The organism is Erwinia sp. PME.40.26/001 (genome assembly GCF_055556675.1).
Window position 1 is genome coordinate 156,878 of the sequence record NZ_JBVHNP010000003.1, and the last position, 23,576, is coordinate 180,453.

Here is a 23,576-nt window from a genome sequence, read left to right on the forward strand (position 1 = left end):
AGGGCAGAAGGTTACGATTTTGTGAACTGATTCCCAACCCTGATGAAATACGGCCTGCCGCTTTCTTCATCAAGTGAAATTTTTTGTTCATCTGGTAGAATAACGCACAGAAGAACACTATTTTCCTTTTTGCGAGCCGTGTAATGACTAATAATCCGACCCAACTTTCTCTGTTGCAGGACGATATCCGTCGCCGCTACGACACTCTCAGTAAACGCCTGAAGCAGGTGGCTCGCTATATTCTTGATAACAGCAACAGCATCGCCTTTGATACCGTCGCCTCTATCGCCCAGCAGGCCGATGTCCCGCCCTCGACGCTGATCCGCTTCTCGAATGCCTTCGGGTTCAGCGGCTTCAATGAAATGAAGCAGGTCTTCCGTCAGCACCTGATGGAAGAGACGGTCAACTATACGGAGCGGGCGCGTCTGTTCCGCCAGACCGCCACCGATGAAAGCGCCAGCGCACCCGAAAGCCCGGCAGAAATTCTCAATGTATTCACCATGGTGAACTCGCAGGCGCTGCAGCAGCTGGCGATGCAGGTGAATCCTGAACAGCTGGAAAAAGCGGTGAAGATGCTGGATGAAGCCGATAACATTTACGTCATTGGTTTACGCCGTTCGTTCAGCGTTGCCTCCTACCTGACCTATGCCCTGCGCCATCTGGAGCGCCGCGCCTTCCTGATCGACGGGCTGGGCGGGATGTTTGCCGAACAGTTAAGCATGGTCAACCCGAAAGATGTGGTGATTGCGATCAGCTATTCACCTTACGCGCGCGAAGCGGTGGAACTGGTGGAGCTGGGAGCAAAACGCGGTGCGCATCAGATCGCGATCACCGACAGCCAGGTCAGCCCGCTGGCCGCCTTCAGCGATGTCTGCTTTGTGGTGCGTGAGGCGCAGGTCGATGGTTTCCGCTCTCAGGTAGCGTCCCTGTGCCTGGCCCAGACGCTGGCGGTTTCGCTGGCGCTGACCAACGTTAAAAACTAAAGAAAAACGGGCCGCCCGCAAGGACTGCCCGTTTTATCGCTGGTTTCAACATCCCATCTGACGGGGCTGGTTGCTCACGTCAACATCGGCCGAGGCCTGCCTCCCCCCTGCAGCATTATCCCTTACGCGGATACTCATCACTGTTCACCCAGGCGTGATCTTTCTCCCAGGTAAATTTCCACAGGCGTACCGGCCCGGCCATCACATTCAGATAATAGTTGTCATAGCCGGCAACGGTCGACATCGGGTGATAGCCACGCGGCACGGTCACCACGTCCTGATTGTAGGGTGCCATACAGACATCCAGCGAGCGATCGTCGGTATAGACGCGCTGCATGGCAAAACCACGCTCTGGATTAAAACGGTGGTAGTACGTCTCTTCCAGGTAGGTTTCATCCGGAGAGTCTTCCTGGTCGTGCTTATGGCTGGGGTAGGAGCTGGTATTACCCTCATCGGTATACACTTCGACCACCAGCAGGCTGTCTGCCGGCTTGTCGTCAGGCAGAATATTATGCACCAGACGCTTATTATTACCTTTGCCGCGCTGCTCAACGCCGACATCGGCGGGTGCGATCAGCCGTGCGGGCAGTTTGCCCCCGGTCGCCGGCGCACTACACACCGCCAGCTCAAGGTCAGACTCTGCTACCACCTCGACCTGCTCGTTACCCGGGACATACACCGAATAAGGAGGCGTCCGTTCAAACGGTGACATACGTTTGCCGATATGCGGGAATTCAGCCAGGCGGGTTTTCACCGACGCCAGGCCGGCAACCAGCACCAGGCACAGCTCTTTGCTGCCGCTTTCCAGCCGCAGCGTCTGACCTTTTTTCAACTGATAAGCGTCGAAACCGACATAGCGCCAGCCTGCACTTTCCGGGGTAACATGCTGGATACGACCCTGCGCATCCGGCTCTTTTACTTTGGATAGTAATGACATACAGCCTCTCTGTCCGTCAGGGCGAGGATGACCTCGCCCTGCTGAGATTTAACCTAACGTTGGCATACTGAATTCTGACACGGTTTTCTGACCGCTTGGCCAGCGCACGGTGGCGGTTTTCATGCGGGTGTAGAAGCGCACGCCGTCCGGGCCGTGTACATTCAGCGCACCGAACACGGAACGTTTCCAGCCGCCGAAGCTGTGGAAGGCCATCGGCACTGGAACCGGAACGTTCACCCCAACCATGCCCGCCTGCACTTCACGGACGAAGTCGCGCCCGGTGTGGCCGTTGCTGGTGAAGATGGCGCTGCCGTTACCGAACTCGTGGCTGTTGACCAGGTCCAGCGCAGTTTTGTAATCAGGGGCACGAACGATGCTCAGTACCGGCCCGAAGATCTCTTCGCGCCAGATCACCATATCAGTGGTGACGTTATCAAACAGCGTGCCGCCAACGTAGTAGCCCTCAGGATGGCCTTCCACCTGGATGCCGCGACCGTCAACCACCAGCTTCGCGCCTTCAGCCTCACCTTTATCGATGTAGCCCAGCACTTTCTTCTGGTGCGCGGCAGAAACAACCGGCCCCATTTCGTTTTCGTCTTTACCTTTGTGGATGCCAGGACCGACGCGCAGGGCTTTGACCAGCGGGGTCAGTGCAGCAATCAGTTTGTCAGCGGTGTCATCACCCACGGCCACCACCACCGGCAGTGCCATGCAGCGCTCACCGGCAGAGCCAAACGCGCCCCCCATAATGGCATTCACGGTCGCATCCAGGTCAGCGTCTGGCATCACGATCGCGTGGTTCTTCGCTGCGCCGAATGCCTGTACGCGCTTACCGTGGGCGCTGGCCGTGGTGTAAATATGCTCTGCCACGCCGGAAGAACCGACGAAGCTCACCGCCTGTACGCGCGGATCTTTATACAGCTGCTCGGCATTGTCGTTCGAACTGTGAATCACGTTGAACACACCGTCCGGCAAACCGGCTTCGGTTAGCAGTTCGGCCATACGCACCGCCGCTGACGGATCAAGGGCTGGCGGCTTCAGTACGAAGGTGTTCCCGCATGCCAGAGCAATCGGGAACATCCACAGAGGCACCATCGCCGGGAAGTTGAACGGGGTAATCCCGGCCACCACGCCCAGCGGCTGCATTAATGAATAGCTGTCCACGCCAGTACCGACATCGGCAGAGTTTTCACCCTTGATCAGGTGCGGAATACCGCAGGCAAACTCGACCACTTCCAGACCCCGGGTCAGTTCACCCAGCGCATCGGACCACACTTTTCCGTGCTCGCTGACAATCAGTCCGGCCAGCTCGTCGCGGTGCTCTTCCATCAGGGCTTTAAAGTTAAACAGAATACGGGCGCGGCGCAGCGGCGACGTGCGGGACCAGCTATCGAAGGCTTCATGCGCAACGGCGATGGCATGGGCCACTTCATCGCTGGTGCTCTGCGTCAGTTCACGCACCGGCTGACCGGTTGCCGGATCGTAAATTGGAATGGTTTCGTTGCTGGCGCTCAGAGAGGTTTTACCGCCAATAAAGTTTCCTACGATAGTCATGTGCTGGCCTCTGTATTAGTAATGAATTCCCTTGCAGGCAGTCTGACGTCATACCGCTGCCACGCCGGGTAAAACCGTGATTCGTGTTGAGACAGTATAATATTGAAATAAATTTTTCAAATATTTCACTTTAGAAAATTCATTTTTAGCGGGCTGGATCGCATTTTTCAGGTCACGGGGGTCGGGGATTTCCTCCCCATGCTGACGGCAGAAGAAAAAAGCCCCCAACGCAGGCGGTACGCGGAGCAGTCGTTTCAGTCACCCCCTCCCGTCACACCGACTTTCGCCCTGTTAAAACCCCAGGATTACTCTGTATTCTGGGCCCTTTTATGAGGCCCAGAGTGAAATTTTGCGAGACGGATCTAAAAATTTAAATTTCATTATTCACCAAACATGAAATAAATGTTTTCCTGTAGTCTGTGAAACCCCCTGACCGGCCTGTAATCAACAATAAATGGCTGGCGGTCACGCTTAATGAACCTTTTACCTTCCTACCCTACTCAACAGGAACCCTACGATGGCTATCGATCCAACCCGTTTTTGTGTTAACCGTAAAATCGCACCGGCCCTGAGCATTGACGCTTTTTTCCAGCTGGTGCATAAACTGGGTCTGCATAAAGTCGAACTGCGTAACGATATGAAAGGCGGCAGCGTCACGGATAACCTGAGTCATCAGCAGGTACGTGAGCTGGCGGAAAAGTATGGTCTGGAAATTGTCACCATCAACGCCCTGTATCCGTTCAACCAGATCAGTGATGACCTGCTGGCCCGCGCTGAAAGCCTGCTGAAAGATGCTCAGGGAATTGGCGCTAAAGCACTGGTGATGTGCCCGCTCAACGACGGGACAAAGATCTCCGCCGAAGACACCCAGCAGGCCCTGACTACGCTGGCCCCGCTGTTTGCACGCTATGGTGTTGAAGGTCTCGTTGAGCCACTGGGCTTCCCGGTCAGCTCACTGCGTTCTGCCGCGCAGGCGCAGCAGCTGATCACGCAGGCCAACGTGCCCTTTAAGATCGTGCTGGATACCTTCCATCACCACCTGTATGAAGGCGCAGAGCAGGACTTTGCCGACGGTATCGATATCGATCAGATTGGCCTGGTGCACCTGTCCGGCGTCATCGACGGTCGCCCGGTCAGCGAACTGACCGACGAAGAGCGTCTGATGTTAAGCAGTGATGACCTGCTGAAAAGCGTCTGGCAGGTCCAGCGTCTGGAAGCATTGGGCTACACCGGCGTGTATGCCTTCGAACCGTTTGCCTCAGTGATGGATAGCTGGAGTGCGGCGGATATCGAGCGCGAAATCCGCCAGAGCATCGCATTGCTTCAGGAGTAATCCTTTCACCTGGGTCGCTGGCAGGAACTCACCCGGGACTGACCTGACATCAATACCCTCAGCAGGGGCCGTTCAGCAATGATCGCCCCTGGAACGGTAACCGACTTATCTGTGTCATTTGACAACGGTCCCACTAAGCCGGGACCGCTTTTTTCAGATGCACCGTTACGGCCATCGCCAGACAGGCCAGTAAACCGCTGAGAAGATAGACCGACGGTACCCCCATAGCACTCATTATCAGCCCCGCCAGCGGCCCGGTAATACCCAGCGCCAGATCCATAAACGCAGTATAAGTTGCCAGCGCACTGCCCTGATTCTGCGGCGGTACGGCACTGACCGCCACCACGCCAATGGCCGGAAAAACCAGCGAGAACCCGGCCCCGGTCAGCAGCGCCCCGCCGCGTGCCAGCCACGGATCCCCTGCCCCCCAGACCATAAACAGCCCAAGGGCTTCCACCGCAAAACACACCAGCGCCACGTTCAACCCACCGTGACGGGCAATCGCCTGCGGGAACAGCAGCCGCGTACCGACAAAAGCCACGCTGAACAGCGTCAGCGCAAAGGCTGCACCATCCCAACCTTTATCCTGGTAAAACAGGGTGATAAAGGTGGCAATTGCGCCAAACCCGGCCGATCCCATCGCCAGCAGCAGGCCGAAACGCCAGATACGGCCCAGTACGGCGCGAAACGGCAGCGGCCGGCCCGCGCTGCTTTTGACCTGCGCCCGGGGCAGCGCCAGCAGGATGCCCAGCAGCGCAATCGCCGTAATGATCCCCGCCAGCAGCAGCAGTCCGCCCTGGTCATAGATCGCCACGCCGAGCGGCGCACCTATCGCCATCGCGCCATAGGTGAAAATACCGTTCCAGGAGATCACCCGACCAATATGCAGCGACCCGACCACGCCGACGCCCCACAGCGTGGAGCCGGTTCCGGCGAAGCTCTGCCCGACGCCCAGTATCAGCCTGCCCGCGCACAGCAGCAGCAGACTGAGCACGGGCAGGGAGCTGCTGATCGCCGCCAGCGCATAGCACAAGCCGCTGATAAAGCAGCCGCACAGCCCGACGACCACAACTTTTTTTGGCCCCCACAGATCGGCATAACGCCCGGCATGCGGGCGGCTGATCAGAGTGGTGAGATATTGCAGGCTGATCACCAGCCCTGCCCAGAATGCGCTGTAGCCCATCACATCGTGGACATAGCCAGGCAGCACCGCCAGCGGTAAGCCGATAGTCATATAGCTGGCAAAGTTAAACATCACGACGGAGAAAATACGCAGATTTAAACGGAAGCCACTTAGCGCGGTGGCACCGGCGGGCTGCTCAGACATGAAAATCCTGCTCGCAGGGTCAAAAGAAGTGACGATCACTATACCCGAAATCCTGCAACCGTTAACAATCGCAGGCGTCTTTCTTCCGCCATAAATCCGTCATACACCCTCCCTATACTCCCCCGTAACTCCCCATTTCCGGGGGGAAAAGTCCCAAAGAGGATAACAATATGGTCCGTTCTCCCACTTCCGTGACGCTGAAGGGCATTCACTATGCTTTCGGCACGCAGACGGTGCTCAACCATCTCGATCTCGACATCGGGGCGGGCAGCATTGTCGCACTGCTTGGCCCCTCGGGCTGTGGCAAAAGCACCCTTCTGAAAATACTCGCCGGGCTGCTGCAACCCCGGCAGGGCACGCTGCATTTTGGCGACCGGCTGATGGCCAGCGCCGCCGTCTGCACCCCTCCTGAACAGCGCGATATCGGCATGGTCTTTCAGGACTATGCCCTGTGGCCACATATGAGCGTGGCGCAGAACGTCGCCTTTCCACTGCTGATGCGCCGGGTACCGGCACGCGAACGCGACGAGCGGGTCATGATGGCTCTGCAGCGCGTAGGTCTGGCTGACTTCGCACAGCGTAAGCCTTCCGATCTCTCCGGCGGCCAGCAGCAGCGCGTGGCGCTGGCGCGGGCGATTATCGCTGAACCTGCGATCCTGCTGTTCGATGAACCGCTGTCGAATCTTGACCGCGACCTGCGTGAATCCCTCTGCCGTGAGATGGCAGGCCTGCTGCGCCAGCTCGGCACCACCGCCGTCTATGTCACCCACGATCGCAGCGAAGCGGAAATGCTGGCCGATCGTATCGTCTGGCTGTCGGCCGGATCGGTTGCCGCCCGTCAAACCGTTACATCACTCTCCGGGGAACTTGCATGAACGTATTGAATTCGATGAAAACAGGAGCTCTGTTAACGATGCTGCTATCTTCCGGCATGATGATCGCTGACGCACAGGCGCTGACGGTGTATACCGCCGGGCCGGGTTCACTGGCGAAAAGCCTGGCCACAGGCTACGAAAAGCAGACGGGCGTGAAAGTGAATATATTTCAGGCCACGACCGGAAAAGTGATGGCGAGGCTGGAGGCCGAACAGGCCAACCCGCAGGCCGATGTACTGATTTCTGCCTCCTGGGATACGGCCGAAGAGCTGGAGCAGCGCGGCTGGCTGCTGCCGTATCAGAGCCCCAACGCAAAACAGGTGCCGGCCGCCTTTAAAACCGACGCTTACGTTGCCCAGGGCATCTCCGCGCTGGGGATCGTCTGGAATACCGGGAGCGGCACCCCGGAGCCCAGAGAGTGGAACGATCTGACCCGCCCCGAGTTTAAAGGTCGGGTGACCACCCCCGACCCGTCACTGTCCGGTGCATCTCTCGACCTGCTGATCGGCCTGCAGAACAGTATGGGCGACGACGCATGGGCGCTGTTCAGCAGGCTGAAAATGAACGGTATGGTCATTGCCGGGCCCAATGCCCAGGCGCTGACACCGGTGCTGCAGGGTGCGAAAGCTGCCGTTTTTGGTGCAGTGGATTACGTTTCGTATAGCAGCATTCAGGACGGTGAGGCGATTAAAGTGATCTTCCCCGCCAGCGGCACCGTCGTGGCACCGCGTCCGATGATGATCCTGAAAAGCAGCCAGCACGCGGCGGACGCCAGAGCATTTGTTGACTATGTGCTGTCAGAAGAGGGGCAGCAGAAAGTGGCCGACGCGTGGTTAATGCCCGCGCGCTCCGACGTCGGCGGCAAGCGTCCCCTGCTTCGCGATCTCAAGCTTCTGCCCGCACAGAGCGGCGGCAGCGCTGACCGCAGCGCCGTCCTGCAACGCTTTGGCACGCTGTTCAGCCACCCTTAATCTTGCCTGGGGTGGCGCACCTGCCACCCCCCTCAGGAACCTGCGATGACCTCTCGTTTACTGCCGCTGCTAACCGTGGCGCTGCTGCTGATCCTGGTGGCGCTGCCGCTGCTGTTTATCCTGCTGCAGGCGCTGTTTCCGGCGCTGGCACAGGGCTCGCTGGCCGGAGCGTTCACCCCTGTCACCCGGCTGCTGGCAGACCCGCAGCTGCCCGCACTGTTGCGGGGCACCCTGACAACCGGCCTGAGCGTGGCGCTGCTCAGTGCGCTGATCGGTATCCCGCTCGGCACACTGCGCGGGCTGTTTCATCTGCCACTGGCGCGTCTCTGGGACCTGCTGCTGCTGATCCCGTTTCTGACTCCGCCCTATATTTCTGCCCTCAGCTGGATGCTGGCGCTGCAGCACAACGGCTATCTGTACCAGGCGATCGGCGTCGATCTCAACGATCTGCTGTTCAGCCAGAGCGGCATTACGCTGGTGATGACGCTGAATATTTTTCCGGTGGTCTACTTTGCCGTATCACGCAGCCTGCTGGCGAGCGGACAGCAGCTGGCTATCGTGGCGCGGGTACACGGTGCCAGCGCCTGGCGCGCCTTCTGGCATGTCACCCTGCCCATGTTGCTGCCCGCGCTGGCAGCAGGCGTGCTGCTGGCCTTTACCCTGGCGATTGAAGAGTATGGCGTTCCCGCCGCGCTGGGCTCCCGTGCCGGGGTGGTGATGCTGACGGTCGGTATCGAAGAGCGTCTGGCCGACTGGCCCATTGATCTGCCAGGCGCGTCGCTGCTGTCAGTACTGCTGGTCATGGTGGCCCTGGCCGCGTTTGCCTTACAGAAACGGTGGGTGGGCCATAAAGATGTCACCAGCATTAACGGCAAACCAGCGCAAAACAGCGGCAGCCCCCTCGGACCGTGGCGCTGGCCAGTGCTGCTGCTATTTGCTGCGGTAGCGACCGTGATGGTGGCGATCCCGATGAGTTCCATGCTGCTGACGGCGCTACTTTCCACGCTGTCCGGTGGAATACATCTCAGCAACCTGACGCTGCGCCACTTTGCTGCCCTGTTTGCCCTGCAGGGGGATGCCGTGACAGCCCTTTCCACCAGCGTTGGTCTGGCACTGGGCACGTCGCTGGTGACCGGATTGCTGGGATTCCTGGCTGCCTGGCTGGTGGTGGTTCGCCGCATTCGCGGGGCCGCGCTGATCGATGCACTCTCCCTGCTGCCGGCGGCGCTGCCGGGTGTGGTGGTGGGCGTCGGGCTGATTCTGCTGTGGAACCAGCCCTTCTGGCCTGTGACGCCTTATAACAGCTGGCCGATCCTGCTGCTCTCTTACTGCTGTCTGCTGCTGCCGTGGCCGGTGCGCTATGTCAGCAGTGCGCTGAAGCAGCTCGGCAGCAATCTGGAACCCGCCGCCCGGGTTCACGGTGCCAGCGCCCTGGCGGCACTGCGCCATATCGTCATCCCGCTGGTGTTCCCCAGCCTGCTGGCGGCCATGCTGATGGTTTTTGCCATCGCCTCGCGCGAACTGGTGACCTCGCTATTGCTGGCCCCGGCGGGAACGCAGACGGTGTCCGTGTTTATCTGGCGTCAGTTTGAGCAGGGTTCCGTGGGTCAGGGCATGGCGATGGCCAGCATCGCGATGGCGACCGGTCTGGCACTGATGCTCACCGCGCTGGCTATCCTGCAGCGGCGTGAACGCAGATAGCGGTGATGGACTAAAATCCGATCATTCCTAAAGTGAGCGGCGGCGTGTAAACAGCCGCTACACTTGCTGCGCAGAGTTCTTAAACGGAGGCGCGATGAACCCATTGCCGCAGGAGAAGATCGGGCAAAATATTTTACTGAAACTGGCGACGCTGGTGGTGATCCTCGGGGGGATCAAACTGTCGGCTGAGATTATGGTGCCTTTTCTGATGGCACTGTTTTTCGCCATCGTGCTGAACCCGCTGGTCACCTGGCTGATGCGGCGCGGCATCCGTCGCGGCCTCGCCATCAGTCTGGTGATCCTGGTGGTGCTGATTGGGCTGGCGCTGATGATTGCAATGATTGCCGGTTCACTGCAGGAGTTCAGCGAGGTGTATCCGCAGCTTCAGGCGCAGGCAGAGCAGAAACTCGCCATCATCCAGCACTTTGCCGCACGATTTCACATCATGATTTCACCTGAATCGCTGGCACAGCGGCTGGATCCTAATGCGGTGATGGATGTCGCCACCACCATGCTCGGCCAGTTCTCCGGGGCCATGACGCAGATCGTTCTGGTGATGATGACGGTGATCTTTATGCTGTTTGAAGTCCACCATCTGCCGTACAAGTTGCGCTATGCCCTGGTCAATCCGCAGATCCGCATTGCCGGGCTGCACAGAGCGCTGAAAGGCGTGACGCACTATCTGGCACTGAAAACGCTGATCAGCCTGGCGACCGGTATTCTGGTATGGCTGGCGCTGATGGCGCTGGGGGTAAAGTTTGCGCTGCTGTGGGGCCTGGTGGCCTTTGTGCTGAATTTTGTTCCCAATATCGGGCCGGTGATCGCCGGCATTCCCCCGGTTTTACAGGCGCTGCTGCTGAACACGCCGCTGGAAGCCGGGCTGGTAGGGGCGCTGTTTATCGCTATTCATATGCTACTGGGCAACCTGCTGGAACCCCGGGTGATGGGACGCGGATTGGGCCTGTCGAGCCTGGTGGTGTTTCTGTCGCTGATTTTCTGGGGCTGGCTGCTCGGCCCGGTGGGCATGCTGCTGTCGGTTCCGCTCACCAGCGTGTGTAAAATTCTGATGGAGACCACCCCCGGCGGCAGCAAGCTGGCGATCCTGTTAGGCAACGGCCGCAAATCGCTGTAACACGATGACAGGCGTCGGGTCGGGGCGGACCTTTTTTCGCTCCACCCGCCCTGCCCGCCGCATTACTCAATAAACAAGCGATCGTAGACATGCTGTAAATGGCGCTCCATACAGGCACGGGCCTGTACCGCATCGCGGGCAATGATTGCCCGGGCAATATCCTCATGGTCCTGATTCATCTCACGCGGAAAATCACTCTCCGCGTAGTGGCTTTCCAGCCGCACGAAGCGTGAGCTCTTTCGCTTATTCCACAGGTATTCCATCATGTCGCGCAGCACCTCGTTGCCCGTCATCTCGGCAATCAGCAGGTGGAAGCGCTTATCTTCCCGCAGAAACTTGTCGTCATTGACGTGTAACTGGATGAGATCCTGGGTGATCTCCTGCAGCTCTGCACGCTGATCGTCACTGCCGTTGCGTGCGGCCAGCTCTGCCGTCATCGCTTCATACACCTGACGCGCCTGAATCAGCGCCTTCAGGCTGAACTCCTCCTCCGCCGGGGCGGCCTCGGTCTGCGGCAGCGGGTCCATCACGTACACGCCGTTACCGGTGCGGATTTCAACCCAGCCGGTGATCTCCAGCGCGATCAGCGCCTCACGAATCGATGAACGGCTGACGCCCAGCTGTTTGGCTAACTCACGCTCCGGCGGCAGGATCGCCCCGGCGGGAAACTGTCCCTTTTTAATGCAGCCAATCAGCAGGTTAGAAATCTGCCGGTAAAGGCGCTCAACTTTCAGTGTCGGTAATTCCATACCCATTCCACGCGGACGATGTGATGAGCAGAGCTTATCACAGCGCTTCGGTCGCGTGTAAATGGCCCGCGATCCGCATGCTGCGATCGCCATCACGGTATTGAACAGCCTTTCACGTTTATTCTCTGGTCCAGCGGCCTGACCACTGGGCCAGACACTTTCCCCTGTGACGCTCTGACATAAAAACGGCCGTTGAGCCGTACAAGGAACGCCGATGACGGTTTCAGCCTTTGAATCACCTCTCCAAAAATCCAGCCGGCTCAAGCGGATACAGACGGTGTCGCTCACCCTGCTGTTTCTCGCCGGGATTATCAATTTCCTCGATCGCGGCTCCCTGTCGATCGCCAATGCGGCGATCCGCAGCGATCTCGGCCTGTCTGCCACGGAATTTGGCGTGCTGCTCTCGGCGTTTTCCCTCTCTTACGGTATCTCCCAGCTACCCAGCGGACTGCTGCTGGACCGCTTCGGCCCGCGTATCGTGCTTGGCGGCGGCCTGCTGTTCTGGTCGGTGATGCAGGCAATGGCCGGTGCGGTGAACAGCTTCAGCCACTTTATTATGCTGCGTATCGGGCTGGGCATCGGTGAAGCACCGTTTATGCCCAGCGGCGTCAAGGTGGTGAATGACTGGTTTAATGCCCGCGAGCGCGGCCTGCCGATGGGCATTTTCAACTCCTCCACCACCTTCGGCCAGGCCTTCGCACCGCCGATCCTTGTGGCACTGATGCTGGCCTTCGGCTGGCGCATGATGTTTGTGATTATCGGCGTAGCCGGGGTTGCCATCGCCCTCTGCTGGTATGCCTGGTATCGTAACCGCGACCGTTTTGCGCTGACCCCGGAAGAAGAACAGTACCTCAACCAGGGATCCACACCGTCGCAGAAAACCCGCGTGTCCCTGAAAGAGTGGGGCGCGCTGTTTAAAAAACGCACCGTGTGGGGGATGATCCTCGGCTTCAGTGGCGTGAATTACACCGGCTGGCTGTATCTCTCCTGGCTGCCGGGTTACCTCCAGGCCGAACGCGGCCTGAGCCTGGCCAGTACCGGCTGGGTCGCCGCCATTCCGTTCCTGTTTGGCTCAATAGGGATGCTGGTGAACGGTACCGTGGCCGACCGCCTCGCCCGCCGTGGCTATGGGCTGGCAAAAACCCGTAAAGCCCTGATCTGTTTTGGCCTGGTCTGTTCGGCGGCCTTTACCCTGCTGGTAGTGCAGTCCACCTCGACCGCCATGGCCGTCGGCTTTATCAGTCTGGCGCTGTTCTTTGTCCATTTCGCCGGTACCTCAGCATGGGGTCTGGTGCAGGTCATGGCCCCGTCACGCATGGTGGCGTCGGTCAGCAGTATTCAGAACTTCGGCAGCTTTATCTGTGCCTCCTTCGCGCCGATTGTCACCGGCTGGGTAGTCGATACCACCGGTTCGTTCAATATGGCGCTGGTGATCTGCTCCTGCGTTACCTTCGCGGGCGCACTGGCCTACTTCTTTATCGTCAAAGACCCGATTGCGGATTAATTAACCGAACCATTCATTATCCGGGGCGATCTCAGCAGAGAGCCCCGCAAGGAGATCACATGGAACACACATGGCGCTGGTACGGCCCTAAAGACCCGGTATCACTGGACGACGCCCGCCAGGCGGGGGCCACCGGTATTGTCACCGCCCTGCACCACATCCCTAACGGCGACGTCTGGCCGGTGGCGGAGATAAAAGCACGCCAGGCCCTGCTGGCAGAAAAAGGCCTGGTGTGGTCGGTGGTGGAAAGCGTGCCAATCCACGAATCGATTAAAACGCAGCGCGGTGATTACCAAAAATACATCGCCAACTATCAGCAGTCGCTGCGCAACCTCGGTGCCTGCGGTATCGACACCGTATGCTACAACTTTATGCCGGTGCTGGACTGGACGCGCACCGACCTCGGCTGGACGCTGCCGGATGGTGCCAAAGCGCTGCGCTTCGACCATATCGCCTTTGCGGCATTCGAGCTGCATATCCTGCAACGCCCTAATGCAGAGCAGGATTACAGCGCAGATGAGCAGCAACAGGCCGCCGCCTGTTTTGCCGCCATGAGTCAGGAGGAAATCGACACCCTGACGCGCAATATTATCGCCGGGCTGCCGGGGGCCGAAGAGGGCTACACGCTGGAACAGTTTCAGGCACAGCTGTCGCAGTATGACGGCATCGACCACGCGAAGCTGCGCGAACATATGGCAGAATTTTTGCGCGCCGTCGTCCCGGTGGCCCAGGAAGCAGGTATCGTACTGGCGGTACACCCGGACGATCCACCGCGTCCGATCCTCGGCCTGCCGCGCATCGTGTCGACGATCGACGATATGCAGTGGCTGAAAGAGACCGTCGACAGCGTACACAACGGTTTCACCTTCTGTACCGGATCCTACGGCGTGCGCGCGGATAATGACCTGGTGAAAATGGCCGAAACCTTTGCTGACCGCATTCACTTTGCCCATCTGCGCTCAACACAGCGCGAAGCGAACCCGAACAGCTTCCACGAAGCCGCGCATCTGGCGGGGGATGTGGATATGGTCGGCGTAATTAAGGTGATCCTCGCCGAAGAGCAGAAGCGCCGCCGCGCAGGCAACCTGCGGGCGATTCCGCTGCGTCCGGATCACGGCCATCAGATGCTGGATGACCTGCATAAAAAAACCAATCCCGGCTATTCAGCGATTGGACGTCTGAAGGGGCTGGCGGAAATTCGTGGCGTGGAGCTGGCGTTAAAACAGACCTTTTTTAACGCTGGCTGATGTCGGAAACAGCAGGTGTCGCCAGCGCACCTGCTGTTTGCAGGACAGGCGTCAGTCGACAATAAAAAGCTGTGCACCGTTCTCCGTCCAGGAACGGTGTGCTTCTGCGTTATCCGCCGCCTGGTAACTCATGCCCGCCGTCAGAGTAAATACCCGCCCATCCTCCAGCTCAGTGTGTAACTCACCGGAAAGGCACAGCAGAATGTGTCCTTTGCTGCACCAGTGATCGGCCAGATACCCTGCGGTATAGTCCACCATCCTGACGCGTATCTCGCCGAACTGCCGGGTGCGCCACCAGGCCGTACCCGTTTCTCCCGGGTGTTCCGTTGCTTCCAGCGCCGACCAGGCCGTGGTGCCGAAAGGAATGTCGCTGATGTTCATTGTCTGGCTTCCATAAGGGGTGACAAAAAAATACACTACGTCAGCACGTTAACGGCGGCAAGTACAGGATGTCGCCCCTGCCCCGGAAAATCACACTGCGTTGCCGGCTTCCCTGACGCACGGGGTGAGGCATCCGCTGTGCGTCGCCCCCTGTGACAAAAAGATTTCATGGTGAGAGATAGCGCATTAAACAATAATTGGCATAATACTAACGCTCTCCGGTGCGGGAATCATTCAGGGACAGCACAGGACAATAATTGGTCGTACACCGCCGCTGCGATCTATTTATGCCGTTAACAGGGGAAGCGCTTGCAAGCACTCGTAAAGCCTAAGCATGAGAAAATCTGGTTAATCCTTGCCGGGCTGTTACCGCTGGTACTCTGCCTGATATTCACATTTATTGAAGCGCGTAAAAGCGTGGTTAATCAGCAAAAGCTCACCGCGTCTATGATGCTTGAGCAGGCCGCTCATATCAGCCAGCTGGCGTGGTCAATGACCGACCACCTTGATACGTTCAGGGACAAGGACTGCCCGGCGATCCGCTCAATGCTTCAGCAGTACGGCACGATCTACCCTTACTTTCGGTCTGTGGGCGTGGCGAAAGGCGATCAGGTCTATTGTTCCTCAGCCTTCGGGGCGATCAGTGGCAGCGTAAAAAGTATGATTCTGGTGCCACCGCCTGAACACCGCGCAGCATCATGGATGCTCTCCGTAGCCGGGACCTACAGCATGAAAGATCGCCCTGCGGTGATCTTTATGCGCGAAGATAGTCATGGTTTTGGTCGCTATGCGCTGGTGGAGGGGCAGTACCTGATCGACTTTATGACCGCAGCCGGTATCAAGCATGGCTACCATATCACCATGCAGTTTGGCGGCGGCTACCGTATTTCCAGCGGCAGACCGCTGTATATCTACCAGGGCATCCTTGGCACCACCCGTTATACCCGCTCCGACAACCGCTATCCGATAACGGTGACCATTACCTCGCCGCGTGCCGAGGCGCTGCAAAGCTGGCGACAGACCCTGTTCACTTTCCTGCCCATGGCGATCATCCTGTCCCTGCTGTTCATCATGATCACGCTTAACTGGCTGAAGCGCAGAAGCTCATTCCACGATGAAATTGGCCGGGGTATCGCCCGTGGCGAATTCACCGTCAACTATCAGCCGGTGTGTAATCTGGCGACCGGCGAGTTATCCGGGGCCGAAGCGCTGTTGCGCTGGCAACGCCCGGACGGAAGCTGGGTGCGCCCGGATGTGTTCATTGCCGCGGCCGAAGATGAAGGAATGATTATTCCCCTCACCCGGCATTTGCTGGCGCTGGTGGCAAAAGACTGCGCCAGCTGGCAGGTTCCCGCTGATTTTAAAATTGGTATTAATCTGGCGGCCGATCACCTGCAACATGATGAATTTGTTAGTGATATGCGCCAGTTTTCCCATGATATTGCCCATCTTAATGCCTGTATTACGCTGGAACTGACGGAACGCAGCCTGATCCGCGACGGCGAAGAAGTGGGAGACAAACTGGCAGAGCTGCGGCTCGCAGGTATGAAAGTCGCCATTGATGATTTCGGTACCGGCCACTGCTCACTGTCCTATCTGCAAACCTTCCCGATCGACTATCTGAAGATTGATAAAGGCTTTGTCAACGCCATCGAGACGCTGGAAGGCACGACGCCGGTGCTGGATGCCATTATCCTGCTGGCACAGAAGCTGGCGCTGAATATTGTGGCAGAAGGTGTGGAAACGACACTGCAGCGGGACTATTTGAAAAATCGGGGCGTGGAGTACATTCAGGGTTACTACTATGCCCGTCCGATGGACAACGCGGCGCTGATGCAGTGGATTGCGCAGCAGCGCACACCTTCGGCTGGCCCGGTGTAGATCAGCGGTGGTTTCCATGCCGTTTTTTCCCTCTGGAGTAAGAAGTTTCCGACTGGAATTATGTCCAAGTGCGAAGTGTCTATATACTGTATAGCTGGCGGAATGCGCTGCCGTGCCGTTCTGGCCCCTGGCCATAACTGGCGATAGCGTATTGTGCTGCAGGTTTTTCACCCGTGACAGGTCAGGCAGACAACACGGGCCTGACCTGAACAGTGTGAATATTGAGTTGGAAAACAGATAATTACAGGGTGTTCTTTATGAAGCTACGTAGGAAGCGTGTTAAGCCTATTGGGATAAAAGACGTCACCATTATTGATGACACCAGATTACGTAAAGCCATTACCGCTGCCTCGCTGGGCAATGCGATGGAATGGTTCGATTTCGGCGTATATGGGTTTGTCGCCTATGCACTGGGGCAGGTTTTCTTCCCCGGCGCTGATCCAGGTACACAAATGATTGCCGCACTGGCAACTTTCTCCGTTCCTTTCTTAATTCGCCCGTTAGGTGGCCTGTTCTTTGGTGCCCTGGGTGACAAATATGGTCGCCAGAAAATCCTGTCGATTACCATCATTATTATGTCGATCAGTACCTTCTGTATTGGCTTAATTCCCTCCTATGCCTCGATTGGCATCTGGGCACCGATCCTGCTGCTGCTGTGTAAAATGGCGCAGGGCTTCTCGGTTGGTGGCGAATACACCGGCGCATCCATCTTTGTTGCCGAGTATTCCCCGGACCGTAAGCGTGGCTTTATGGGTAGCTGGCTGGACTTCGGCTCCATTGCCGGGTTCGTGCTCGGTGCCGGCCTGGTCGTGCTGATCTCTGCGGTGATCGGCGAAGCCCGCTTCCTTGAGTGGGGCTGGCGTGTTCCGTTCTTCGTAGCGCTGCCGTTGGGTATCATCGGGCTTTATCTGCGCCATGCGCTGGAAGAAACCCCGGCCTTCCAGCAGCATGTCGACAAGCTGGAACAGGGTGATCGTGAAGGCCTGGCAGAAGGCCCGAAAGTCTCGTTTAAAGAGATTGCCACCAAACACTGGAAAAGCCTGCTCTCCTGCGTGGGTCTGGTGATTGCTACTAACGTTACCTACTACATGTTGCTCACCTACATGCCGAGCTACCTGTCGCATAACCTGCACTACTCGGAAGATCATGGCGTGATGATTATCATCGCTATTATGCTGGGTATGCTGTTTGTGCAGCCGGTCATGGGTCTGATGAGCGATAAGTTTGGTCGTCGTCCGTTCGTGATTATCGGCAGCATCGCGCTGCTGGTGCTGTCTATTCCGGCGTTTATGCTGATCAACAGCGGCGTGATGGGGCTGATTTTTGCCGGCCTGCTGCTGCTGGCGGTGATTCTGAACAGCTTTACCGGTGTGATGGCCTCCTCTCTGCCAGCGATGTTCCCGACCCACATCCGCTACAGTGCGCTGGCCAGTGCCTTTAACATCTCGGTACTGGTGGCAGGTCTGACCCCGACCATCGCGGCATGGCTGGTCGAAACGACCAGCAATCTCTATATGCCGGCTTACTATCTGATGGTGGTCGCTGTGATTGGTCTGATCACCGGTCTGACCATGAAAGAAACCGCCAACATGCCGCTGCGCGGTGCCACGCCAGCAGCGTCAGACATGGCGGAAGCCAAAGAGATCCTGCAAGAGCATCACGATAACATCGAGCAGAAAATCGAAGATATCAGCGAGCAGATCAGTGAGCTGGAAGCGAAACGCTCCCGCCTGATCGATCAGCATCCGCGTATCAACGAATAAACATCCGGGCGGCCAGAACAGGGCCGCCCTTCTTTTTGTCCATTTTCTCCGCAGTCAGTCCTTCAGATAAACCTTACGTGCGGCAAAAAGCCACATTGTTTCCCTGAACAGCTAAACTCTCCCCCCTGACCGTAAACCGAATCTGAGGTATGAAATGAAAATTAAAAGCTACGCGGCCATGCAAGCAGGACAGGCTCTTGAACTGTATGAATACGACGCAGGCGAACTGAGCACAGAGGAAGTGGAAGTCGAGGTTGAATACTGTGGCGTCTGCCACTCTGACCTGTCGATGATCGACAACGAATGGGGTATCTCTCAGTATCCGACCATTGCCGGCCACGAAGTGATCGGGCGCGTTTCCGCCCTGGGTGAGGCGGCAAAAAATAAAGGCCTGTCCATCGGCCAGCGCGTGGGGATTGGCTGGACGGCAAAAAGCTGTCAGCACTGTGATGCCTGTATCAACGGCGAGCAGGTGAACTGCGAAAAAGGCACCACCCCGACCATCCTGAACAACGGTGGGTTTGCTGAGAAACTGCGCGCTGACTGGCAGTGGGTGATCCCGCTACCGGAAAGCCTGGATGCAGCCGCAGCCGGTCCGCTGCTGTGCGGCGGCATTACCGTGTTTAAACCGCTGCTGATGAGCAATATCACGGCCACCAGCCGCGTGGGCGTCATCGGCATCGGCGGTTTGGGCCATATCGCAATTAAGATCCTGCGGGCGATGGGAGCCGAAGTGGTGGCTTTCAGCTCCACAGCCAATAAAAAGCAGTCCATCCTGGATATGGGTGCCGATGAAGTCATCAACAGCCGTGACCCGGAAGCGCTGAAAGCGCAGGCCGGACGCTTTGACCTGATCCTCAGCACCGTCGCCGTGGATCTCGACTGGAAACCGTACTTCGATGCGCTGGCACCGCAGGGCAAATTCCACACCGTCGGGGCCGTGATGAAGCCGTTCCAGGTCAGCGCCTTCGACCTGATTATGGGCGATAAAGCGATTACCGGTTCCTCCACCGGCTCTCCGGGCCAGCTGCGTTCGCTGCTGAAGCTGGCGGCACGCCGTGATATTGCACCGCACGTCGAGTTCTTCCCGATGTCAAAAATCAACGATGCACTGGACCATGTGCGCGCCGGGAAAGCCAATTTCCGCGTAGTGCTGAAAGCGGATTTTTAATGCGTTAATAGCGGGACGATCGTAAAAGGTCGTCCCGCCAGCCTCTAAGGCTCATCCTCAGGCATTTTCCGGTGTTATCAGCCGGAAATCTACTTTTCCGTCCTCATACAGCGTCGGTTGGTATCCCTCTTCCAGATGGCGCAGCAAAATATCCGTCGCCAGCTGCGCATGCATACGCGCATTTTGATCCAGCGTCATTGCCAGTAAATCATCTGCCATCAGGCCCCGGGTAATGCTATACAACTCATGTGTGATATACACACAGCACCCCAGTAGTTGATGTCGATTCAGTGCGGCGCTTACTTCGGTATTCCCTGACCCGGTGTTATACAGGCCGATCACGTCATGCGCATGGCTAAGGCACTCCTCCAGCAAACGGCTGATGACGTCGCGCTGATCCTGCCCGGCAAGCACTTCGCGCAGCCGCAGCTGGGGGAACTTCTGCTCCAGTACCGCACGAAACCCGGCAATGCGCTGGCGGTGTGCGCTGTAATCACAGCGGCCGCTGACCATCACCACTTCGCCAGCCCCCTTCACCATACGTCCCATCATCAGCCCGGCGGTGCGCCCGGCCTGCATCTGATTAATTCCCACATGACATAAGCGTTCGGCATCGGGCAGATCGGTCACGATAGTGATCACCGGCACCCCGCGCGCCTTACACACCTCCAGCGCCTCGTACAGCGCCGGAGAATGGTGAGCGACCACAATGATCCCGTCACGCTTTGTACTGCTGTCGATGATCAGACGCGCCAGTTTCTCCGGCTGAGTTTCAACGGTAAAGGTCCTCAATAATGTCATGCGCTGATAACCAAGATGATTCGCTATTTCACCAAAATCTCGCGCAAGCTGCTTAAAGAAAAACGAGCCGTTTCCACTCAGAAAAACTTCAATTTGCCAGGGTTGCTGATAAGCCACAGGCAATATTCTGTTTAATCCGATTTCCTGCGCAGCCAGTAATACTTTACGCGTTGTTTCGGGTGAAACACCGCCACGTTCATTTAACACCCTGTCAACAGTTGCCACGCCGACACCTGCTTTTTTTGCCAGCATATCAAGCGTATGCTTTTTCATTATTGCTCCAACACTCTCATTTTCTGATGTTATCAGGCAGATGATGCTCGTCACACATCCGTTTTGAAGACACCATAAAAAACCACGAGAAACGCGCAGATAGTATGGAAAAGCTGCGGCCACAGGCAAGATGACAATTGTTGCCAAAAAAAACAGACGTCTTTTTTTGATCATTATCCATACAAAAAAAAGTCACTCTGATGGAAAACCATCAAGCCAAAAGTACCCATCATCGGGTAAAGATTTTATGATACCCCCAATGTTACTAAGTTATTAATTATTTTAAATTCATGTAACTCATAAAAATAATACATCTGGAAAACCCAACGTAAAATTGACCTTAAACGTTGTGACTTCACCACGACCCAATACGTTTTTTATTTATAAACAGACGCGGCGAAGCCATTTTTTCAAACAGACATTCATCGTCAGGCAATTAAATTATTTAAGAAGCAGGGAAATGTCATGAAACGCAGAGAGTTCCTCACGTCAGTCGCCGCCCTCGGCCTGGCTTCTACACTGCCCGTGGCTGATGCCAGGGAAGTGAACGGAGGCCAACCCTGGGAAACCGGTCAAATCAATACCCCCCCACCACCGCCACGTACTGGCGGATTGCAGTATCTCACACGCCATGAATTCGACACCGTAGCAGCCATTGCTGACCGTTTTATTCCTGCTGATGAGATGAGTCTTGGTGGAAAGGAGGCTGGCTGCGCTGTGTTTATTGACCGTCAGCTGGCCGGTGATTATGGCAATGCCGTGGCACTTTATCGTCTGGGACGTTTCGTCAAAGGCACCCCAGAGCAGGGACCACAATCGCCGCTGACGCCCGCACAGCGTTATCGCCAGGGACTGACCGCTCTGGATGCCGCCACCCGTGCGCAGTATGGCCAAACATTTCTCAGCCTCAACGATGACCAGCAGGATCAGGTGCTGCACGCGATGGAAGCTAACCGACTAAACATGGGTGCGGAAGTGGAAACCAAGGTGTTTTTTGAGCTGCTATTGCAGAACGTCCGCGAAGGTTTTCTCGCCGATCCGATCTATGGCGGCAATAAAGAGATGACCAGCTGGAAGATGCTGGGCTTCCCCGGTGCCCGTTACGACTTCCGCGATCTGCTGAGCAAAAAAGGGCAGAAGCTGAATATTATCCCCACCAGCCTGATCGACAACACCCTGTAATCCGGCTGCTTATGCCATTGAGTAATAGAGTCCCGAAATGAAAAATGTCCGTCCAAACGCTGATGTCGTCATTGTGGGTCTGGGCTGGTGCGGCTCTCTGATCGCCGAAGAGCTAACCCGCGCAGGCCTGAATGTCGTTGCCATTGAACGTGGCCCGTGGTTCGAAACCGCCACCGATTTTCCACCGTCAATTGATACCGATGAACTGCGCTGGGATACGCGCCGCAGTATGCTGCTTCCACCCGCCGTTGAAACCACCACGTTCCGCAATAACATCACTCAGAAAGCCCTGCCATCGCGCGACTGGAACCTGAATGAACTGGGCTACAACGTAGGGGGATCTGGCACCCACTGGGCCGGTATGGCCTGGCGCTTCACGCCGTGGGATCTGGAACCTTACAGTCAGACCGTAGCACGCTATGGCAAAGAGAAAATCGACAAGGGACTGATTTTACAGGACTGGGGAGTGACCTATGACGAGCTGGAGCCGTTCTACGACCGCTTTGAGAAGATCGCCGGGGTGTCCGGTAAAGCTGGCAAACTCAATGGGGAGATCGTTGAGGGCGGCAACCCGTTCGAAGGCAACCGCAGCAACGAATATCCGCTGCCACCGCTGGAAAGTATGCGTCTGACAGACCTGTTCCGTGATGCAGCAAAATCCCTCGGCCAGCATCCGTTTATGGTGCCGGCAGGCCAGACATCACGCGCCTATGTCAACCCGCTCGGCGTGCGAATGGGCCCTTGCACCTACTGCGGTTACTGCCTCTATTACGGCTGTGGCAACTTCTCCAAATCCAGCCCCAATGCCTGTGTGATCCCGGCGCTGATGCAGCGTGAGAATTTTACGGTGCTGACCGATTCCGCTGTAGTGCGGGTCAACAAAGCCGCCGATGGCAAGACCGTCACAGGCGTCACCTATCTCGACAAAAATAAGAAAGAGTGGGAGCAACCAGCCGGGATCGTGGTGCTGTCTGCTTTCCAGATGCAGAATGTGCGCCTGCTGCTGCTGTCGAAAATCGGCCAGCCGTACGATCCAGTGACTAAAACGGGCGTGGTCGGCCGTGCTTACAGTTTCCAGACCGTCTCCGGGGCCAGCCTGTTCTTCAAAGATGAGAACCTCAACCAGTACATTGGTGCCGGGGCGCTGTCGCAGCAGGTGGATGATTTCAACGGCGATAACTTCGATCACAGCGATCTCAATTTTATTGGTGGTGCCGGGATTCTGGTAGTGGCACGCGGCGCGCGCCCTATCGGCAATGCCGATGCACTGCCCCCTGGCACACCACGCTGGGGCAAGGCGTGGAAAAAGGCTTACACCCACGCGTTCCAGAACGGCACCTTTATTTTTGGCCAGGGTACCAGCTTCTCGCACGAGGACTACTACCTCGATCTGGATCCGGAATATAACGATGACAACGGCAATCCCTTGCTGCGCGTGACCTTCGACTACAACGAGAACGACCGTCGCTCAGCGAAGTTTATCGAAGAAAAAAGCGTGGAGATTGGCAAGGCGATGGGGGCTGAAATTGTCCTTGGTACCAACTCCGCCGCAGGCAACTACTCGCCATACAATTTTGCCAGCGATCACACCATCGGGGGAGCGGTGATGGGAACTGACCCGAAAACCAGCGTGCTGAACCGTTATCAGCAGAGCTGGGACGCGCACAACCTGTTTGTGCTTGGAGCCTCCTCCTTCCCGAATAACGCCGGATATAACCCGACCGGCACTATTGGTGCACTCAGTCTGTGGACAGCGAAAGCCATCATTGAGCAGTACCTGAAAACCCCCGGCCCGCTGGTGAAGGTGTGAT

General features: G+C 57.2%; 19 protein-coding genes. 13 read left to right on the plus strand and 6 right to left on the minus strand.

Annotation, left to right across the window (positions count from 1 at the left end):
* Positions 1-143: 143 nt before the first annotated feature.
* Complete coding sequence (locus ACZ3HG_RS11255; RefSeq protein WP_191934516.1) at positions 144-983, plus strand: MurR/RpiR family transcriptional regulator; 840 nt, start codon at positions 144-146, stop codon at positions 981-983.
* A 115-nt stretch (positions 984-1,098) separates the two neighbouring features.
* On the opposite strand, the gene iolB is transcribed toward ACZ3HG_RS11255, so the two are convergent.
* Entirely contained in the window at positions 1,099-1,920 is an 822-nt protein-coding gene (iolB, locus tag ACZ3HG_RS11260; RefSeq protein ID WP_191936728.1) for a 5-deoxy-glucuronate isomerase, read from the minus strand.
* Positions 1,921-1,968: 48 nt separating this feature from the next.
* The gene (locus ACZ3HG_RS11265) at positions 1,969-3,474 is read right to left on the minus strand and encodes a CoA-acylating methylmalonate-semialdehyde dehydrogenase (protein ID WP_191936729.1); all 1,506 of its coding nucleotides are present in this window, start codon (positions 3,472-3,474) and stop codon (positions 1,969-1,971) included.
* Between the two features lie 517 nt (positions 3,475-3,991).
* On the opposite strand from ACZ3HG_RS11265, the gene ACZ3HG_RS11270 reads away from it, so the two are divergent.
* A complete protein-coding gene (locus tag ACZ3HG_RS11270; RefSeq protein WP_191934513.1) occupies positions 3,992-4,807 on the plus strand; it encodes a TIM barrel protein in 816 nt (271 codons plus the stop codon).
* A gap of 133 nt (positions 4,808-4,940) precedes the next feature.
* Here ACZ3HG_RS11270 and ACZ3HG_RS11275 read toward each other — a convergent pair whose 3' ends face one another.
* Positions 4,941-6,134, minus strand: a complete 1,194-nt coding sequence (locus ACZ3HG_RS11275) for an MFS transporter (protein ID WP_191934512.1) — start codon at positions 6,132-6,134, stop codon at positions 4,941-4,943.
* A gap of 170 nt (positions 6,135-6,304) precedes the next feature.
* On the opposite strand from ACZ3HG_RS11275, the gene ACZ3HG_RS11280 reads away from it, so the two are divergent.
* The 4 genes from ACZ3HG_RS11280 (at position 6,305) to ACZ3HG_RS11295 (ending at position 10,813) form a co-directional block, all read left to right on the plus strand.
* The gene (locus ACZ3HG_RS11280) at positions 6,305-7,009 is read left to right on the plus strand and encodes an ABC transporter ATP-binding protein (RefSeq protein WP_465332832.1); all 705 of its coding nucleotides are present in this window, start codon (positions 6,305-6,307) and stop codon (positions 7,007-7,009) included.
* Positions 7,006-7,980: an ABC transporter substrate-binding protein gene (locus ACZ3HG_RS11285; protein WP_191936730.1), complete on the plus strand. Its 975-nt coding sequence runs from the start codon at positions 7,006-7,008 to the stop codon at positions 7,978-7,980. Before ACZ3HG_RS11280 ends, ACZ3HG_RS11285 begins: the two co-directional genes overlap by 4 nt.
* A gap of 45 nt (positions 7,981-8,025) precedes the next feature.
* Positions 8,026-9,681, plus strand: coding sequence for an ABC transporter permease (locus ACZ3HG_RS11290; RefSeq protein ID WP_465332833.1), 1,656 nt, complete (start codon positions 8,026-8,028; stop codon positions 9,679-9,681).
* A gap of 94 nt (positions 9,682-9,775) precedes the next feature.
* Positions 9,776-10,813 carry an AI-2E family transporter gene (locus ACZ3HG_RS11295; protein ID WP_191934508.1) on the plus strand — a complete coding sequence of 346 codons (1,038 nt, stop codon included), beginning with the start codon at positions 9,776-9,778 and terminating at the stop codon, positions 10,811-10,813.
* A 62-nt stretch (positions 10,814-10,875) separates the two neighbouring features.
* Here ACZ3HG_RS11295 and ACZ3HG_RS11300 read toward each other — a convergent pair whose 3' ends face one another.
* Positions 10,876-11,562 (minus strand): FadR/GntR family transcriptional regulator, encoded by a 687-nt coding sequence (locus tag ACZ3HG_RS11300; protein ID WP_465332834.1) that lies wholly within the window; start codon positions 11,560-11,562, stop codon positions 10,876-10,878.
* Between the two features lie 214 nt (positions 11,563-11,776).
* Here ACZ3HG_RS11300 and ACZ3HG_RS11305 point away from each other — a divergent pair, with 214 nt between their 5' ends.
* Both ACZ3HG_RS11305 and uxuA read left to right on the plus strand, forming a co-directional pair.
* Positions 11,777-13,066 (plus strand): MFS transporter, encoded by a 1,290-nt coding sequence (locus ACZ3HG_RS11305; protein WP_465332835.1) that lies wholly within the window; start codon positions 11,777-11,779, stop codon positions 13,064-13,066.
* Between the two features lie 59 nt (positions 13,067-13,125).
* A complete protein-coding gene (gene uxuA / locus ACZ3HG_RS11310; RefSeq protein WP_465332836.1) occupies positions 13,126-14,313 on the plus strand; it encodes a mannonate dehydratase in 1,188 nt (395 codons plus the stop codon).
* Positions 14,314-14,364: 51 nt separating this feature from the next.
* On the opposite strand, the gene ACZ3HG_RS11315 is transcribed toward uxuA, so the two are convergent.
* Positions 14,365-14,694 (minus strand): DHCW motif cupin fold protein, encoded by a 330-nt coding sequence (locus ACZ3HG_RS11315; protein ID WP_465332837.1) that lies wholly within the window; start codon positions 14,692-14,694, stop codon positions 14,365-14,367.
* 309 nt (positions 14,695-15,003) lie between these two features.
* Here ACZ3HG_RS11315 and ACZ3HG_RS11320 point away from each other — a divergent pair, with 309 nt between their 5' ends.
* From ACZ3HG_RS11320 to ahr, 3 genes are all read left to right on the plus strand, one after another.
* Positions 15,004-16,575, plus strand: coding sequence for an EAL domain-containing protein (locus ACZ3HG_RS11320; RefSeq protein ID WP_465332838.1), 1,572 nt, complete (start codon positions 15,004-15,006; stop codon positions 16,573-16,575).
* Between the two features lie 257 nt (positions 16,576-16,832).
* Complete coding sequence (gene proP / locus ACZ3HG_RS11325; protein ID WP_191934502.1) at positions 16,833-18,338, plus strand: glycine betaine/L-proline transporter ProP; 1,506 nt, start codon at positions 16,833-16,835, stop codon at positions 18,336-18,338.
* A gap of 154 nt (positions 18,339-18,492) precedes the next feature.
* Positions 18,493-19,509, plus strand: coding sequence for an NADPH-dependent aldehyde reductase Ahr (ahr, locus tag ACZ3HG_RS11330; protein ID WP_191934501.1), 1,017 nt, complete (start codon positions 18,493-18,495; stop codon positions 19,507-19,509).
* 57 nt (positions 19,510-19,566) lie between these two features.
* Here the strand turns inward: ahr and ACZ3HG_RS11335 are convergent, their stop codons facing one another.
* Complete coding sequence (locus tag ACZ3HG_RS11335; RefSeq protein ID WP_465332839.1) at positions 19,567-20,583, minus strand: LacI family DNA-binding transcriptional regulator; 1,017 nt, start codon at positions 20,581-20,583, stop codon at positions 19,567-19,569.
* 465 nt (positions 20,584-21,048) lie between these two features.
* On the opposite strand from ACZ3HG_RS11335, the gene ACZ3HG_RS11340 reads away from it, so the two are divergent.
* On the plus strand, positions 21,049-21,765 hold the full coding sequence (locus ACZ3HG_RS11340; protein ID WP_465332840.1) for a gluconate 2-dehydrogenase subunit 3 family protein: 717 nt from the start codon (positions 21,049-21,051) through the stop codon (positions 21,763-21,765).
* A 37-nt stretch (positions 21,766-21,802) separates the two neighbouring features.
* Positions 21,803-23,575 carry a GMC family oxidoreductase gene (locus ACZ3HG_RS11345; RefSeq protein ID WP_191934498.1) on the plus strand — a complete coding sequence of 591 codons (1,773 nt, stop codon included), beginning with the start codon at positions 21,803-21,805 and terminating at the stop codon, positions 23,573-23,575.
* Position 23,576 lies beyond the last annotated feature (1 nt).

What these genes read in the sequence shown, in the direction of transcription:
- ACZ3HG_RS11255 (WP_191934516.1), top strand. Translation starts at nt 144, where the DNA reads ATGACTAATAATCCGACCCAACTTTCTCTGTTGCAGGACGATATCCGT.
- iolB (WP_191936728.1), bottom strand. Translation starts at nt 1,920, where the DNA reads ATGTCATTACTATCCAAAGTAAAAGAGCCGGATGCGCAGGGTCGTATC.
- ACZ3HG_RS11265 (WP_191936729.1), bottom strand. Translation starts at nt 3,474, where the DNA reads ATGACTATCGTAGGAAACTTTATTGGCGGTAAAACCTCTCTGAGCGCC.
- ACZ3HG_RS11270 (WP_191934513.1), top strand. Translation starts at nt 3,992, where the DNA reads ATGGCTATCGATCCAACCCGTTTTTGTGTTAACCGTAAAATCGCACCG.
- ACZ3HG_RS11275 (WP_191934512.1), bottom strand. Translation starts at nt 6,134, where the DNA reads ATGTCTGAGCAGCCCGCCGGTGCCACCGCGCTAAGTGGCTTCCGTTTA.
- ACZ3HG_RS11280 (WP_465332832.1), top strand. Translation starts at nt 6,305, where the DNA reads ATGGTCCGTTCTCCCACTTCCGTGACGCTGAAGGGCATTCACTATGCT.
- ACZ3HG_RS11285 (WP_191936730.1), top strand. Translation starts at nt 7,006, where the DNA reads ATGAACGTATTGAATTCGATGAAAACAGGAGCTCTGTTAACGATGCTG.
- ACZ3HG_RS11290 (WP_465332833.1), top strand. Translation starts at nt 8,026, where the DNA reads ATGACCTCTCGTTTACTGCCGCTGCTAACCGTGGCGCTGCTGCTGATC.
- ACZ3HG_RS11295 (WP_191934508.1), top strand. Translation starts at nt 9,776, where the DNA reads ATGAACCCATTGCCGCAGGAGAAGATCGGGCAAAATATTTTACTGAAA.
- ACZ3HG_RS11300 (WP_465332834.1), bottom strand. Translation starts at nt 11,562, where the DNA reads ATGGAATTACCGACACTGAAAGTTGAGCGCCTTTACCGGCAGATTTCT.
- ACZ3HG_RS11305 (WP_465332835.1), top strand. Translation starts at nt 11,777, where the DNA reads ATGACGGTTTCAGCCTTTGAATCACCTCTCCAAAAATCCAGCCGGCTC.
- uxuA (WP_465332836.1), top strand. Translation starts at nt 13,126, where the DNA reads ATGGAACACACATGGCGCTGGTACGGCCCTAAAGACCCGGTATCACTG.
- ACZ3HG_RS11315 (WP_465332837.1), bottom strand. Translation starts at nt 14,694, where the DNA reads ATGAACATCAGCGACATTCCTTTCGGCACCACGGCCTGGTCGGCGCTG.
- proP (WP_191934502.1), top strand. Translation starts at nt 16,833, where the DNA reads ATGAAGCTACGTAGGAAGCGTGTTAAGCCTATTGGGATAAAAGACGTC.
- ahr (WP_191934501.1), top strand. Translation starts at nt 18,493, where the DNA reads ATGAAAATTAAAAGCTACGCGGCCATGCAAGCAGGACAGGCTCTTGAA.
- ACZ3HG_RS11335 (WP_465332839.1), bottom strand. Translation starts at nt 20,583, where the DNA reads ATGAAAAAGCATACGCTTGATATGCTGGCAAAAAAAGCAGGTGTCGGC.
- ACZ3HG_RS11340 (WP_465332840.1), top strand. Translation starts at nt 21,049, where the DNA reads ATGAAACGCAGAGAGTTCCTCACGTCAGTCGCCGCCCTCGGCCTGGCT.
- ACZ3HG_RS11345 (WP_191934498.1), top strand. Translation starts at nt 21,803, where the DNA reads ATGAAAAATGTCCGTCCAAACGCTGATGTCGTCATTGTGGGTCTGGGC.